Below are 14,977 nucleotides of genomic sequence, written 5' to 3' on the forward strand. Positions count from 1 at the left end.
GTCGCGTCGAGCCGAGTTCAGTCGTTACAGCAACCGCCGGCCTCGCCGCCGAAGTCGACCGCCAACGGCTCCGAGATGGCCTCGTTAATCTTCTCCAACTCGCCGACGAGTTCGGCCTGCGCGAGGAGGTACTCCTCCATGACGGGTTCGGAGTGAAGCTCCTCCTGTGCCGCTTGGACTTTCTGGAGCCCCTCTTGGGTCGCTTCGCCCATCTGGCGAGCCACGTTGAACTCCTCGCGGAGCTGGTTGAACTCCGTGATGAGTTCCTGCACGTCGTCGTCGGCTTCGACGGCGGCCTTCGCCTCCTCGTAGGCTTCGTACTTCGGATGGTCGGCGATGGCTTCGCCGAGTTCGCGCCCGAGTTCTTCGAGCCGCGTCGTCTGCGTGCTCATAGCCGCGCGTTGGGGTGCGAGCGGTTTCAACCTGCCGAACGGGGAAGGAGAGTCGTCGAGCGCTCGGTCCCGCGGAGGGTTCAGACGTGGGACTCGACGAACGCGACCACGTCCTGCAGTTCGTCCGGGCTGACGCCGTGAGGCGCGCCGTAGAGGTTTGCGGTCACGTCCGCGCCGAGGTCACGGAGGCGCTCGGCCGCGCGTTCGACCCGCGAGGCCGGGATGATTTGGTCCATCGACCCGCCGCCGACGAACACCGGCTTGCCGGCGATGCCGTCGGGGTCGAGGTCGGCGTGCGAGTCCGCGAGATAGCCGTGGAGCGCGACGACCCACGCGTAGTCGTCGGGGTCGTCGAGGAGGAGCGACAGGCTGGTAATCGCGCCCTGACTGAAGCCGAGGAGGCCGATTCGGTCGGGGTCGATGTCGTACGCCTCGACCGCGCCGGCGATGGCCTCGCGGACGAGGTCCCGCGAGCGCTCGAACTGCTCGGCGTGGGGCTGGCTCTGGTGGAGGCCGCCCTCCGAGAGGTCGAGTTCGTACCACGTGTAGCCGCCCTGCAGGCGGTCGGGCGCGCGGAGGCTCACGACGTGGACGTGGTCGGGGAACTCCTGTGCGATAGACAGGAGGTCCTGTTCGTTCGAGCCGCGACCGTGGAGCAGGACGACGGCGGGAGCCGGGCCGTCGCCCGGTTCCGACGGTTCGACGTGGACGTGTTCGAGGGGGATGTCGGACATGGACGGCGGTAGGCCGCGGCGAGTCTTGAATCCCCGAGTGACGAGAGGGTAACCGGGTGACGCCGTCGCCGACCCCGCACCGTCGTTCCGTGCGCGTGCGGGTGTGTGACGCTCATTCGTGGGGAAGCGCGGTGGTTAAACGGCTCCGTCCGCAACGATGGGGCAATGAGTCAGGACGCCACCTCGGAGGGAGACCTTCGAAACACCGGGATGTCGCTCAAGCACGACCGGGAGTGGGACTACGAACTCGAACAGATCGTCGAAGCCATCGAGGAGCGCGACGCCAAGCGCGTCGGCCTCCAGTTCCCCGAGGGACTGAAGCGCCGCGGCCCGGCGGTCGCCGACGACCTCCGAGCGCTCTGCGACGACGACGTGACGTTCATGCTCTCCGGCCAGCCGTGTTACGGCGCGTGCGACCTCGACACTTACCTCATGCGGCGGACCGACGTATTCGTCCACTTCGGCCACTCGCCGATGAAGGAGTCGGACAAAATCATCTACGTCCCGCTGTTCTCCAACGTCGACCCCTTCCCCATCATGGAGGACGCGCTCGACGACATCGAGGGCGACGAGGTCGGTCTCGTCACCACCGCCCAGCACATGAACCGCTTCGAGGACATGTGCGACTGGCTCGAAGAGCGCGGCTACACCGTCCAGACCCGCAAAGGCGACGACCGCCTCACCTACGAGGGACAGGTCCTCGGCTGCAACTACGCCTCCGCGGACATCCCGGCGGACGACGTGCTCTACGTCGGCGGCGGCAAGTTCCACCCGCTCGGCCTCGCGATGGAACACCCCGACAAGAACGTCGTCATCGCCGACCCCGTCAACAACGTCGTCACCATCGCCGACACGCGGAAGTTCATGAAACAGCGCTACGCCTCGGTCCACAAGGCGATGGACGCCGAGAAGTGGGGCGTCATCTTCTGTACGAAAATCGGCCAGGGTCGCATGGAAATCGCCGAGAAGATTCTGGAGGACAACGAGAACGCCTACCTCATCACGATGGACGAGGTGACGCCCGACCGGCTCCGGAACTTCGACATGGACGCGTTCGTCAACACCGGCTGTCCGCGCATCACGACCGACGACGGCCCGCGGTTCCACAAGCCGATGCTCACGCCGCAGGAGTACCGCATCGCCGTCGGCGACGAACCCCTCGACTCCCTCGAATTCGACACGTTCCACGGCACCTGGTAACCCGAGACGCACCACGACAGCCGGTACCCCGAAACTCCCGGTGAGCGCCCCCGGCCGCCACCAGCGCGTCGCTCTCGCGACGCCGCCGCGGGTTGCGTCCTGTTTCGACTCTCTCGTCTCACTTCGTACGTGTTCGATCTCCTGACAGTCAATCCAGAATACCTATACGAGTCGCCATTCGACCGACACGTATGGTCCCTCCACGAACACGAACCGCTCTCCTGAGCCTGCTCGGCGTCCTCGCACTCGCGGGAACCGCCGCCGCGCAGAACTTCGAATCCGCACAACAGCTTTCGCCGGTGTTCCGCGCCGGCGGGAGCTTCCTCATCGACCTCGTCGTCGGCGGCATCCTCGTCGCCGCGGCCCCGGCGTACACCAGAGACGCCATCGCCGAGATTCGAGACGATCCCGGCGGGTCGTTCCTCTGGGGCCTCGGCGTCGGTATCGGCGGCCTCATCGTCCTCGTCCTCCTCGCAATCACCATCATCGGCCTCCTCGTGGCGATTCCGGGGTTCCTCGCGTTCATCCTCCTCAGTATCGTCGGTGGCGCGATTTCGACCGTCCTCCTTGGGTCGCTCGTGACCGGCGTCGCCTCCGGCGGGTCGCCCTCGCTGGGCGTCTCGCTCGTCGTCGGCGCGCTCGTCGCCGCGGTCCTGTCGCTCGTCCCCATCCTCGGCGGCGTCATCCTGTTCGTCGTCGACACGCTCGGACTCGGCGTCATCGGGCGCAACCTCATCCGCTCGTGGACCTGACGCCGCGACGGCGCTTCTGACAGGCGACTCTCAGGTGCCACCACAACATTCAGGGTACCGGTAGCGAATGGGTCAGACAGATGCCGACGACCCACCTCTCCGTCCTCGGACTCGACGTGCAGCGGGTCGTCACCCCGCTCGAAACCGCCGACGTCGACGCCGACCGGGTTCGTCTGGTCCGCGACGAGGCCGACCCCGAGCAGGGTCGCGACCCGGACGACTGCGCGCCCGGCGCGCCGCGAGCGAGTGCACACGCCGCGAAAACCGTCAGCGAACGGCTCGCGGGCCGGGGGACGGTCGACGAAGCACGGCTCCCCTTCACCGGCTCTTTCGAGGAACTGTACGCCGCGACGACCGACTTACTCCGCGAGGCCGCCGCGGACGGCGACGTGCGAGTGAACCTCGCCGGCGCGCCCCCGCAGGTCGCCGCCGCCTTCTACGCCGCGCGAACCGCCCTCGTCGACGGCGGCGAACTCGATCGCGGGACCGTCTCGATTCTGACCATTCCCGCGACCGACCGACCCGACCTCGCCGCCATCGACGACCTCCGGACGCTCGTCTCAGACGTCGAGGCCGCGTCCGACGCGTTCGCCGAGTTCCGCCGCGTCGCCGACGGCTCCGCGGCCGCGGCCGTCGCCCGACCGCTCCGAATCGCCCTGTCGGACCTGCGAGACGCGCTCGCCGAGGCCAGCGGCGAGTCCCGACGGTCACGTCCGAACTCCCGCGCCGGCCGAACCGCGGGCGCTCGCGGGGCGCGCTCCAACGGTGACTCGCCGCTCGGCGCGATGAGCTCCTACGTCGGGCGCGCCCGCGAGCAGCTCGCGGACCTCGTCGAGTCCGAGGGGCCACGTCCTGCCCCCGAGGACACGCGCGACCCGAATGCGGTGCTCGACGCGCTCGACGCGTGGCTCGACGACGAGAGCCGCCTGCTCGCGTCGGTCGAGGAGGACCCCAGCGAACTGGTCGCCCGCTTCCGAACGAGCTGTGAGGCGCGCTTCGGGAAGTTCGAAGACCGGGCGACCATCGAGCTGTTCGAGTCGCTCGACCGCTTCGAGGCGCATCTCGACGCCTATCTGGACGCCCGGGCACAGCTCTCGGCCGCCACCGGTCCGGTCGCCGAGCGGACGACGGACCTCTCCGAACGGGCCGCCGAGGCCGCGACGAGCCTCTCGGCGCTCGACGAGGCGGGCCACGCGACGGGCGAGTCGGCCCTCGAACTCGACGGTCACGCGCTCTCGCCGCTGGGCGACCTCGAAGCCACGATTCTGTCCGTCCTCGCCGGCGGCCCGCCGCGCTCCCGCCAGCGGACGCGTCGCGCGGTCGCCGCCGAACTCCGCGAGCGCGCCGAACACCACGGCATCGTCGCCGGCGCGCGCGACGAGGAGACGTGGTCGGCCTTCGATTCGTTCTGCGTGGGCGTCGCTCGCGATAGCGTGACCGGTGACCGATTCGAAAAGCGGCTCTCGAACGCGCTCTCCCCGCGGCTCGACGTGGCCGTCGAGGGACTCACCGCGAACGGATTCGTCACGACGCGCGAGCGCGAACGCGGCCGCGACGCGCTCGAATCCACGGACGCGGGTCGGCTCTGGATGTCGACGACCGACTGGGAGTCGTTCCGCGAGACCGTCGTCGACGACCTGCTCCGCGACTGCGTCGAACGCGACGGGAGCGTCGCGGGCGCGTAGCGCGGCACGGCCCGATCCTCAGACCGCGTCCTCGATGAACGCCACGGCACCCTCCGGTGAGTCGCACGGTTCAAACCCGTCGAGCGAGCCGACCTGCTGGGTTCTGAGCCCGGCCGTCGGGCGGTCGAAGACGTTGGCGTAGCCGATTTCCGAGAGGGTTCCGCCGCCGCCGTCGATGGCGATGACGGCGTCGCCGTTCATGGCGACGAGCGCGTTTCTCGCGTGGCCGAGACCGGTCGCGACGGCGATATCGACGTAGGGGTTCGCCTCCTCGCGGTCCTCGCCCGGGAGGACGCCGATGGTCGTGCCGCTGGCGTCTTTCGCGCCGCGGCAGGCCGCCTCCATGACGCCGCCGAGACCGCCGCAGACGACCGTGTGACCGCGCTGAGCGAGCAGGCGACCCACGTCTTCGGCAAGTGTTTCGACCGGCGCGGGGACGACACTCCCGCCGATGACGCTCACGCGCACGGCGGGGCCTCTGTTCGGCGTTCGTCGGTGTCGGCTCGACGTTCACCGAGGTCGTGACTGTTGGCTGTGCTCATGAGGTATCGGACCGCGTCGAAGAAGATAAGTGCGGGGCCGCGCCGCCCAATCGGGCCGACAGCGGAGTGCTCGGTCGCGTCAGAACTCGTCTGTTCGCCATGCGTCGTCGTCCAGCGGGGAAACCGCTTCCCACGCACTGCACGCGCGCATCGTCCGAGCCATCGACGAGAAGTTCGCCGTTTGTTTGTGAGTTCTTGTCATGGTATTTGGTGCCATGAGTGCCTACACTAAATATCTTGTCGGGGTACTACCTTATACACCGCATACACCTCCCGATTCTATTGTGTTCTATGGTATTTCAACACATATTACGGGAAATTCCTCTGAATTCCGGGACGCGCTGGTGGCGGTGTCACGGAACGGGGGTGGCTCTCGCGACGCGTCGAACGCGAGAGAGCGCAACGCTTAGTCCCCCCGCGCGAGGACACGTCTCTATGACAGTCAGCGACTGGAGCGACTGGCTCCCGCGCGCGGTCGAGTCGGCCGACCCCGAGACGGTGGCCATCTGGTATCTGGGATGCAACGGGTTCGTCATCAAGGGCAGTGAGGGCACGACGCTGTTCGTCGACCCGTACGTCGGCATCGGCGACCCGCCGCGGACGGTCCGCATGATTCCCGTTCCGTTCGACCCCGAGGACGTGACCGAGGCCGATGCGGTCCTCGCCACGCACGAGCACACAGACCACGTCCACGGCCCGAGTCAGGCTCCCATCCTCGAGAACACGGGCGCGACGTTCGTCGCCCCCGACGACTCGCTCGCCGTCGCCTACGATGACGAGGCGTGGTTCGACGACTACGACCTCTCCGACGACCAGTTCGAGGAGGTCACCGAAGGCGACAGCGTCGAAATCGGCGAGTTCACGGTCCACGTCGAACCCGCCTACGACCCCGACGCGAGCCACCCGGTCGCCTACGTCTTCGAACACGAGTCCGGCACGTTCATCCACGGCGGCGACACCAAGCCCGCCGAGGAGTTCGCCGACATCGGCGAGCGCTACGACCTCGACCTCGGCATCCTCGCGTTCGGGACCATCGGCAACATCCCTGACAAGGAGACGGGCGAGCCGATTCGAACGAAGTGGTACAACGACGAGAACCAGATTATCGAGGCCGCGAGCGACCTCGACCTCGACCGCCTCGTCCCGACCCACTGGGACATGTGGAAGGGCATGACTGCCGACCCGAAGGTGCTGCACCACCACGCAAAGAGCTTCGAGGCCCCGCGCTCGCTCGACCTCGTCGAAATCGGCGACCGCGTCGACCTCTGAGGTCGCGTCCAGAACCGCGTTTCCCGCGACGGTCCTGTTAGCGACGCTCGCCACGGACGGACAGTCACCGCGTCGAAACAGTCGAATCGAGAGACCGCGGCGGGAGAGCCCCACGGCCCCCGGTTGTTTTATAATGGATGTCGGGAAAGTGGCGGCCATGAGCCGCGAGTCCGAAGGGGTTACATCGGTTTCCGACGGCGAGGTCACGGTCGAAAAGACCTTCGCCGCCGACGAGTTTCCCGTTCCCGCTATCAAGTTCGTCATCAGTTCGACGCGAGACGAGGCGACCCGAATCCGGGTCATCGACCGCATTCCGGAGTCGTTCCCGATGGAGAGCGTCGGGTTCCACCCCGAGTTCGAGAGCGACAACTGGACCGCCTACAAGGACCACCGCGTCGAGTACGAACGGACGCTCGATCCCGGCGAGGAACTCGTAACGGTCTACGGAATCCGCATCACCGACGGCCACGACCAGACGGATTTCCTCGAAGAGCCGACGCTCGAACGCATCCCGGTCGACGGCGGCATCGACCCCGACGACATCGACGACATCCTCGGCGAGGACCGCAGTCAGCTCGTTCGAGATGTGCTCGCGGGGAACCGCGAACCGCTCCACGACGAGGAGGAGGAGGCCGACGCGGATAGCGAGGACGAAGGGGAAGTCGTCCTCGAAGAACCCGAAGCCGACGCCGAAGACGCCGTGGAGGCCGAAGCGGCCGTCGAAGCCGAGGCGGCCCCCGCGGCGTCCGACGGCGCGGAAGTCCTCGACGACGAGCCGACCGACGACGACCTCGCGGCCGCCTTCGAGGGCGGAGACGGCCCGGACGAGCAGACCGACGAGGCCGACGAGGCCGACGAGGTCAGCCAAGCCGACACCGACGTGCTCGGCGACGATGTCGAAAGCGACGACGATGCGGAAGCCGACGACATCGCCGAACCGACCGGCCCGCGCGCGGTCGCCACCGACACCGCGCCGGCCGTGACCGCGCACCTCGAACAGCCAGATGTCGATGCCGAGGTCGAGGCTGAAGTCACCGAAGACGCCGACGCCGATGTCGAAGCGGACGCCGAACCGCCGGCCGGCGCGTCGGCTGAGGACGCCGACGCCGACACCGCCGCGGTCGGAAGCGCGCCCGCGCCCGACGCGGATAGCCTCGTCGGGGCGCTCGCCGCCGAGATTCGGTCCGGCGCGGCCGACGAGGAGGACATCGAAGTCCTGCGCGAGGCGGTCGACGCCGAGACGCGCCGGAGCACCGACGTTCGCATCCGCCGCCTCCAGTCGCAGATGGAGGACCTCGCGGCGTACTCCGACGCGCTCGCCGAGTTCATCGACGAGGAGGGGACCGGAAGCGAACTCGTCTCCGAGTTCCGCGCCGAGATGACCGCGTTCCGCGAGGACCTCGACGCCCTCGACTCGATGGTCGACGGCGCGGTCGAGTCGGTCGACGACGCGACCTCCCGGCTTGATGCGGCCGAAGAGACCATCGCCGCGGTCGACGAGCGGTCCGACCGCGTCGCCACGCGAGTCGCGGACGCCGAGAGCCGCCTCGACGACCACGACGGCCGACTCGAAGGCCTCGCGTCCGACCTCGAAACCGCGGACGACACGCTCGACGACTACCACGGCTGGCTCGAATCCCACAACGAGCAGTTCGAGGCCGTCGAGGGCCGACTGGACGACCACGACGGTCGGTTCGAGGACCACGACGAGCGGCTCGAAACCGCCTCCCGGAACATCGACGCCGGCTCCGCCCGCCTCGACAGCGTCGAGGAGACGCTCGCCAAGCGCGAGGAGGAACTCGTGACGGTCCGCGAGCGCCTCGACGACATCGCCGGTCGGTTAGACGAGACGGTCGACCGACTCGAAGGGACCGAAAACAACGCCGCCGAAGCGACCGAGCAGGCCTCGACCCTCCACGCCGAAGTCGGCGACATCCGCGAGGACATCGCCGAACTCGACGGGGACATCGTGGAGACGCGCGAGGCTCTCGACGACCGCCTCGCGGAGGTTCAATCGCGGGTCGAAGACGCCGCGGCCGACGAGGAAATCGAGGCCCTGCGCGACGACATCCGGGAGCTGAACGACACCGTCGCCGAACTGGAAACCTTCCGCGAGCGCCTTGCGGGAGCCTTCGGCACCGGCATGGGCGGCGGCCCGGCCGGCGGCGACGACGGCAACGACGGCGACGAGGCGGAGTAGGCCGACCGAGCGCGCTCTCGAGAGACCTTTTCCCGAAGCGCAACCTGTTTAGCGGGCCGTCCCGACGTTCCGATGATGACAGAGACGGTGCGCGTCGCTGTTCCGCGAAAGGGTCGCCCCCTCGAAGCGGTGCTCGAACGGTTCGCCACGACCGAGAGCATCGCCGAGGTGGCGGACGAAATCACCTCGACACTCCGATACGAGAAGTCGGTCACGAAGGGCCATACCCATCCGGAACACGACGTGTACGAGCGACTCGCGGACTACAGCGACCTCTCGGATCCCGCCGCGCCGGAGTACACCCTCTTGCGCGACGACCGAGACGGCATGCCGCGGCGCATCGTCTTCGACAGCGTCGTCCTCGAAATCGACGGGGTGGACATCCATCTCGTCGGGCGCGAGGAACCGTTCCGCGCCCTCCGGACCCATGAGTTCGGCCTCGGCTTCGACAGCGCCGACCTCGTCCTCGAAGAGGTCGTGAAGCTCCGTCCCGAGGGCCTCGGGAGCATCGAGGACGTGAACGCCCGCATCGACCCGATGGACACCGACGTTCGGGTCGTCTCCGGCCTCGGCGACACGGTCTATCACACGCTCATGGCCGACCCCGAACTCCTCCCGCCGGGTTCCGAACTCGACCGCGACTTCGTCGCCGACTACGCGGGCGACCTGTGTATCTCGCCGCGCTACGAGCGCCTCGTGGAGGCGGTCCTCGGCACGCGGTGTCTCGACGATGTGACGTTCGCGTACCCGGACGACGCGCCTGAAGAAGAGGCCGCAATCGCGGAGACCGGACTCGGCGTCTACCTCACGATGACCGGGTCGACCGCGCGCGAACACGGCCTCGTCCTCGGCGAACATCTGTTCCCGAGCGAGACGGTCCTGATGGAGAACGTCGCGGAGGCGACGCCGGCCGCCGAAACCGTCAAGCGGGCCATCGCGTCGCCCGAGTTAGAGACCGAACTGAAAGTCTGACCGAGCCGAAAACGGAGCAGAACTTCAGTTCTATATTAGTGGGTTTGGTGGATAGATGGAGAGTCCTCTTCGGATGCCATACTCGAGAATGGCAACAATGCCAACGAAGATGACAAACACGAACCAAACACCGAGATAAAGCGGTGTGAAACTCTCCATGGAGGGTGAGAAGTGGTCGTAAAGGCTGTAGGATGCGAATACAACGGTCAACATCCCCGGGAGTATCAGCTTGTATCGGAGAAGTAGATAAGATGAACCTGCACCTAAAACAAACATGCCGAACATCTGAAGGAATTTATAGAGGAGGAGTTGGGGACCTTCAGCATCCATCGACAAGTTCAGTAGATAGTATCCATTGAAATAGATGATAACCGCGTTAATAACCCCGATAGCCACTGCGACTCCAATTCGTTTATTCATTGTTTACTATCGTGTGGATTATGGTTCTACTGAGTCCTTAGCATTGTGATATTGCCATTGTGGGACTCCCAGTCGGAGCCATTATTGAGGCTAGACCGTGCTGGGTATCGGGAGGAATTATCTATCCAACAGCCAACGATTTTCTCCTTCATAGTTGCCGACACATGCCCATAATACCTATAGTTTGTCATGTTGATTGAATAACAAATTATATTCGATAGTCGACTGAATCACATAAACTACTCAAACGACCTTCTGCTGGGGTGTGCTATCTCTATCAACTAGAACTGCATCTTCTGGTGACGACGACTATAGTAGCGTTTGCAACTGATTAACATCCGACCACACGACAGCGGTCGATCGAGCGTACAATGACTTGCAAACGCTACTATAACTGAGATTCCCCTTGCGTGGGACGTCTCGTGAACGCCGTTTACGGCGCGGAAACCGCCACTTTGCTTCGGCACTACGTTGAGCCAAATCCAATTCGGTGCCCGGTCTCGCTGTGAGGCAATCGCTGCTCAAGAACGGTTGTGGTTTTAGTTCGATTTGTTCGTCTCGTTGGCTTCGATGTCGCCACAGAACATCAGCGTCGAGAGCGTCTGCGCCTCGAAGCCGCCGTCGTCGGTGAGCGAGACGGTCGTACTCGACGCGTTGCAGTCGAACTGCGATTCTTCGATAGTGACCGTCTCGGTCGCTTCCTCGCCGGATTCGTCTCGCCGAGCGACGCGAAGCGTGACCTTGTGGACCTCGGTCAGCGATGCGCCGACCCGCGCGCCGGGTTCGAGGCGATATGCGCCGCCGAAGGCCACCGCGCCCGCGGGCGTCTCGTAGGCGAATTCGACCGTCTCCGCCGCGTCGGTCGGGTTCGAGACAGCGACGCTGTGGGGCTTGACAGCCTCGGTCGGGAGCGACCCGTCGCCGAGCGCGACCGTGACCGCGCCGTCGGCCGCCACGGTGTTCGGGCCACAGGCCATCCGGGTGGATGCCCCGGAGACCGAGATACCGTCGTCACCGGGAGAGAACGCGGTCCACGAGCGGTTACAGTCGAAGCTGTCCGGCCCGACCGACTCGGTCGCCGCGGCGTCCGAGTCGATGTCGGTGACCGTCAGTTCATAGTCGGCAGGGACGCGAAGCGAGACGTTCACCGTCGCGTCGTGGGCGAGTTCGTAGGTCTCCACGTGGCCTGAACCGAGTGGGCGCGAAACGTCGATGCGGGCGGTCCACGGCTCGTCGGTCGGGTTTTCGAGGCGGACGTGGTGCGGTTTCAGCGCCCCGTCGTCGCTGGCGGGGCCGTTGCCGACGACTGCCGTGAGGCGCTCGCCGGTCGCGACCGAGACGGCTTCCACCGGTTCGGGCGTCGGCGTCGGGTCGGGTGTCGTTTCAGTCGTCGAGTTCCCGTCGTCGGCGTCGTCGGAGCCGTCGCCGGCACTCGCGATACAGCCAGTCAGCGCCGCCGCGAGGCCGGTTCCGGCCGCGGCGAGGAGGGTTCGTCGTTGCACACTTATCCCAACACGTAGGGGTCACTTCCCCCTGTGTGTGGCTCAAACGCGCCTTTGAGTCCAGACCGTCCCGAGGCTCACGAGGACGGCGAGGACGACGCCGACGAGGAGGACGAGCCCGCCGGGGCCGGCGAGGAAGGAGGCGACGAACTCCGCGACGCTCGATTCGGGGACGGGAGCGGTCGGAGCCGGCGTTGCGTATCGGACCTGCGGCCGTCGCGCGGTCCACAGCGCCTGCACGGCGACGCTTCCGACCAGCGTGACGCCCACGCCGGTGACGAGCGTCCGAAGCCCCGAGGAGAGTTTCGATTCGGTCCGTTCCGCGCCCGCGAACAGGACGACTGCGGAGCGGGTCGGGCCGTAGACGGCCATCTCGCGGCCTTGCGCGGAGACCCACGTCGTCACGGGCTCTATCAACTCGGCGTCGACCAGTCGCTCGACGTGGTAGCCGACGGTCTGGAGCGTCGTGTCGAGCGCGTCGGCCAGTTCGGAGCGGGGCGCGGGTCGTCGTAGACGGCGGCGAGGAGTCGCCTCGCGGTGGCCGACGAGAGCGCCGACAGGACCTCGTCCGCGTCGTCGTCGTCCAGTCCGACGAGAAGCGGCGTCAGGGCTCGGTCTCGAACCGATGCGGCGGCGGGTTTCAACGGGAGCAACGAACTCACGGTCTCGCCCGTCGTTCTCGCTCCGCCGATAAAGAGGCCGGTATGAGTCAAGCGCCCGTTTGACCCTCTCGTCCCCCGCGTGAGAGCGTCTCTCTTGGAGTTAGTACATACTAGCGATACGACGATGGCCGTTGGTGGGGTAGTACGACCGTGAACCAGATCCGAACGAATCCCACGGAGGAACAGGTATGAACGGCGATGCAGTCCGGTACGAGAGCGGCCACTTCAAGGCGACCGCCGGCTACGGCGCCCGAAAGCGGAACCTGCAACTCGTCTTCTTCGACGCGCAGTATCCCGACCCCGAACAGACGACGGACGGCCTCCCGTCGATTGAGAGTCAGACGATGAGCGCGCTCGAACGCGTCGAAGCGGCCGTCGAACGCTCTGGAATCGACTTAGACGACGTGCTCCGGACCACAGTGTACACGACCGACCTCGACCGAATCGACGCCATCGAGTCGGCCTACGGCGCTTATTTCGACGACCGGAGACCGGCGATGACCGTCGTCGGCGTCTCCGAACTCCCGAACGACGCCGCCGTCCAAATCGAGGCGACGGGCGTCAAACGATAGGTCGCGCACCCACCAATTCAATATAGCGAGATACAGTTTACAAGTCGCGTTTCGAACAGTGATTCAGCTCCTCAGCGGAGCGAGTAAATGTTCGATTCGTACGTCTCACGCACTCTATCGCCCCAGTTGTGGGTGTACGTGTCGATGATGTCGCCGGCCACGTCGCCGCGGAGGTACTTGACGATACCACGGTCGCCGGTGCGGTCCCGGAGGTGGGTCGTGAAGAAGTGCCGGAAGTAGTGCGGCGTGACGTTCTCCTCGCGGTCACCACCCGACCGGTACCACCCGGCGTCGGCGGCGTGAGAGGTGACGACGTGGTGGACGGCGTCGGGTTCCAGTCGCCGGCCCCACCCAGATGCGGTGCCGACGAAAAGCGGTTCGGCCGGCGACGGCGAATCCGGTCGAATCGCTAGCCAACGCAAGAGGACGGCCGCCAACTCGTCGTCGACGGGGATGACGGTCGATCGCTTTCGCTTGTTCGAGGCGGTTCGCTCCTCGCCGTTGGTGACGCTCCCGACGCTCGGGTCGGCGGCGACGTATATCGACGGCCCGCGTCCGTCGAGGGCGGCGCGAGTCGATACACCGGACAGGGGTGTATCCACCGACAACGACACGTCCCGAAGGTCGAGGTTGCACAGTTCGCCGACGCGCATCCCGGTCTTGAGGAGGGTGACCACCAGCGCGTGGTCCAGTGGATGGGCGATTTCGCGGACGAACGCCCGCATCTGGGGAACTGAAAGCTCCCGTCGAGCGGGATTGGTGTCGATGCGCTCGTCCATCTCTTCCATCACGAGGCTCATCGGGTTGGAGTCGAACGCGCCGACCTGCGCCATGTAGGCGTAAAACCGGTGGAGGTAGGAGGCGTACGTCGCCACCGTGCTCGGCGCGACGTCGCGGTTTCGCAGGGTGTGTATCCACGCCATGCAGTCGCGGTGGGTCGCGTCGTCGACCGACCGAGCGCTCCCGGAGGGGTTCCGCGAGGGGTCGCCGAGGAACGACTCGAACGCCCTGAGGACGCGCTCGTAGGCGGCGCGGGTCCGGTCGGTCTTCCCGTGATAGGTCATATCCTGGAGGAAGTAGCCGACTGGGTCCTCTGCGTCGGCGGGTCGCTCAGCGGCCACCGCGCTCCGCCAGCGTGTAGCCGCCGTGTCGCCCGCTGTACACGACTCGGCCGCTCGATTGCAGCTCCTGCAGTGTCGATTCGAGTCGGTCTTCGATGTCGTCGGTCAGCGCCGCAACGAGTTCGTCCCACGACCGGTGTGAATCGGCCGCGAGCGTCTCGACGATTCGGGCCTCGAACTGGTCGTTATTTTCACCCTCTCCTTCCTGATTTGAAACGCCGTTCTGGAGGCCTGTTTTCACCCCTTCAACCCCGGGGGTTTCGGCCGCTTCATCACCTCTCGACGGAACGTCGAAATCGCGCCGACCGGCCTGTACCATCGTTCTGACAAATTCGCTTTGGCTCATCCCGAGTCGGTCCGCGTGGTCCTTCCAGATGGCCTTCTGGTGGGCCGGGAGGTAGGTTTGCACCGTCGCGCGGTCGACCTCGTCGCTCATGGACGGGTCGACACGGGGATCGATATTCAATCTACCGGCACAGTCCAGAATAAGAGAAGTTATCCTGAGCAGTACGGGTGGATTTTCGGCGGCGAAAATGAGTTATCCTGAATACTGCAATCGCATTTTCGGCGATTTGCATGCAGTATTCGAGATATTAGAATCCCTCGGAGAACGCCGATTTCGGACGTTTCGAGCGAATCTGAGACTCGACCAAATTTTGTTGCTTTCGATAGGTCGAATTCTACACAATCGACCCTCATTTCTGTGATGACAACCGATTTTTGGATGGCATTCCTTGCACCGTTTACCCCCGGAGTAACGCATGGAGAAACCTCTTACACGAGTTTAGTTATTTCATCTCTTATCTTACTGAATTATTATAAAACCCGGATAGCGCTGGGTTTAGACCCTATTTTATTTTTGTTTACAAATCCATGAAACAATTTGGGTATAATTTCTAACTATCTTCTCAGAATATATTTGCGGGACGACGCACTATCTGTGTTCTCTCGAAC

Annotated in this window: 14 protein-coding genes and 1 pseudogene; 7 read left to right on the plus strand and 8 right to left on the minus strand. The window is 65.3% G+C overall.

Translation table 11 applies throughout. The features are described from left to right. Nucleotides 1-17: 17 nt before the first annotated feature. Entirely contained in the window at nt 18-392 is a 375-nt protein-coding gene (locus AM590_RS12840) for a YlbF family regulator (protein WP_058827825.1), read from the minus strand. A gap of 80 nt (nt 393-472) precedes the next feature. Then, complete coding sequence (locus AM590_RS12845; RefSeq protein ID WP_058827826.1) at nt 473-1,126, minus strand: alpha/beta hydrolase; 654 nt, start codon at nt 1,124-1,126, stop codon at nt 473-475. A 165-nt stretch (nt 1,127-1,291) separates the two neighbouring features. Here AM590_RS12845 and dph2 point away from each other — a divergent pair, with 165 nt between their 5' ends. From dph2 to AM590_RS12860, 3 genes are all read left to right on the plus strand, one after another. Continuing rightward, nucleotides 1,292-2,326: a diphthamide biosynthesis enzyme Dph2 gene (gene dph2, locus AM590_RS12850; protein WP_058827827.1), complete on the plus strand. Its 1,035-nt coding sequence runs from the start codon at nt 1,292-1,294 to the stop codon at nt 2,324-2,326. A gap of 191 nt (nt 2,327-2,517) precedes the next feature. Continuing rightward, nucleotides 2,518-3,078, plus strand: a complete 561-nt coding sequence (locus AM590_RS12855) for a hypothetical protein (RefSeq protein ID WP_058827828.1) — start codon at nt 2,518-2,520, stop codon at nt 3,076-3,078. An 80-nt stretch (nt 3,079-3,158) separates the two neighbouring features. After that, complete coding sequence (locus AM590_RS12860) at nt 3,159-4,763, plus strand: hypothetical protein (RefSeq protein ID WP_058827829.1); 1,605 nt, start codon at nt 3,159-3,161, stop codon at nt 4,761-4,763. An 18-nt stretch (nt 4,764-4,781) separates the two neighbouring features. Here the strand turns inward: AM590_RS12860 and AM590_RS12865 are convergent, their stop codons facing one another. Then, nucleotides 4,782-5,231, minus strand: a complete 450-nt coding sequence (locus tag AM590_RS12865; protein ID WP_058827830.1) for a TIGR00725 family protein — start codon at nt 5,229-5,231, stop codon at nt 4,782-4,784. A 509-nt stretch (nt 5,232-5,740) separates the two neighbouring features. Between AM590_RS12865 and AM590_RS12875 the strand changes: the two genes are divergently transcribed. The 3 genes from AM590_RS12875 to AM590_RS12885 all read left to right on the plus strand — a co-directional run bounded on the left by AM590_RS12875 (nt 5,741) and on the right by AM590_RS12885 (nt 9,746). Continuing rightward, complete coding sequence (locus tag AM590_RS12875; RefSeq protein WP_004976740.1) at nt 5,741-6,574, plus strand: MBL fold metallo-hydrolase; 834 nt, start codon at nt 5,741-5,743, stop codon at nt 6,572-6,574. A gap of 157 nt (nt 6,575-6,731) precedes the next feature. Then, on the plus strand, nt 6,732-8,774 hold the full coding sequence (locus tag AM590_RS12880) for a hypothetical protein (protein WP_058827832.1): 2,043 nt from the start codon (nt 6,732-6,734) through the stop codon (nt 8,772-8,774). Between the two features lie 75 nt (nt 8,775-8,849). Further along, nucleotides 8,850-9,746 carry a hypothetical protein gene (locus AM590_RS12885; RefSeq protein ID WP_058827833.1) on the plus strand — a complete coding sequence of 299 codons (897 nt, stop codon included), beginning with the start codon at nt 8,850-8,852 and terminating at the stop codon, nt 9,744-9,746. A 30-nt stretch (nt 9,747-9,776) separates the two neighbouring features. Here AM590_RS12885 and AM590_RS12890 read toward each other — a convergent pair whose 3' ends face one another. From AM590_RS12890 to AM590_RS12900, 3 genes and pseudogenes are all read right to left on the minus strand, one after another. Further along, complete coding sequence (locus AM590_RS12890) at nt 9,777-10,142, minus strand: hypothetical protein (protein ID WP_253245391.1); 366 nt, start codon at nt 10,140-10,142, stop codon at nt 9,777-9,779. Nucleotides 10,143-10,705: 563 nt separating this feature from the next. Continuing rightward, entirely contained in the window at nt 10,706-11,668 is a 963-nt protein-coding gene (locus tag AM590_RS12895; protein WP_058827835.1) for a hypothetical protein, read from the minus strand. A 42-nt stretch (nt 11,669-11,710) separates the two neighbouring features. Continuing rightward, nucleotides 11,711-12,330 (minus strand): annotated as a pseudogene (locus AM590_RS12900) (ArsR/SmtB family transcription factor). A 188-nt stretch (nt 12,331-12,518) separates the two neighbouring features. Between AM590_RS12900 and AM590_RS12905 the strand changes: the two are divergent. Beyond that, nucleotides 12,519-12,902, plus strand: coding sequence for a RidA family protein (locus AM590_RS12905; RefSeq protein WP_058827836.1), 384 nt, complete (start codon nt 12,519-12,521; stop codon nt 12,900-12,902). A 71-nt stretch (nt 12,903-12,973) separates the two neighbouring features. Here AM590_RS12905 and AM590_RS12910 read toward each other — a convergent pair whose 3' ends face one another. Together AM590_RS12910 and AM590_RS12915 are read right to left on the minus strand one after the other, a co-directional pair. Continuing rightward, nucleotides 12,974-14,023 carry a tyrosine-type recombinase/integrase gene (locus AM590_RS12910; protein WP_058827837.1) on the minus strand — a complete coding sequence of 350 codons (1,050 nt, stop codon included), beginning with the start codon at nt 14,021-14,023 and terminating at the stop codon, nt 12,974-12,976. Continuing rightward, complete coding sequence (locus AM590_RS12915; protein WP_058827838.1) at nt 14,013-14,459, minus strand: DUF5805 domain-containing protein; 447 nt, start codon at nt 14,457-14,459, stop codon at nt 14,013-14,015. The genes AM590_RS12910 and AM590_RS12915 overlap by 11 nt, the downstream gene beginning before the upstream one ends. Nucleotides 14,460-14,977 lie beyond the last annotated feature (518 nt).

The sequence above is a fragment of the Haloferax sp. Q22 genome, from assembly GCF_001482285.1.
Classification (GTDB): Archaea; Halobacteriota; Halobacteria; order Halobacteriales; family Haloferacaceae; genus Haloferax.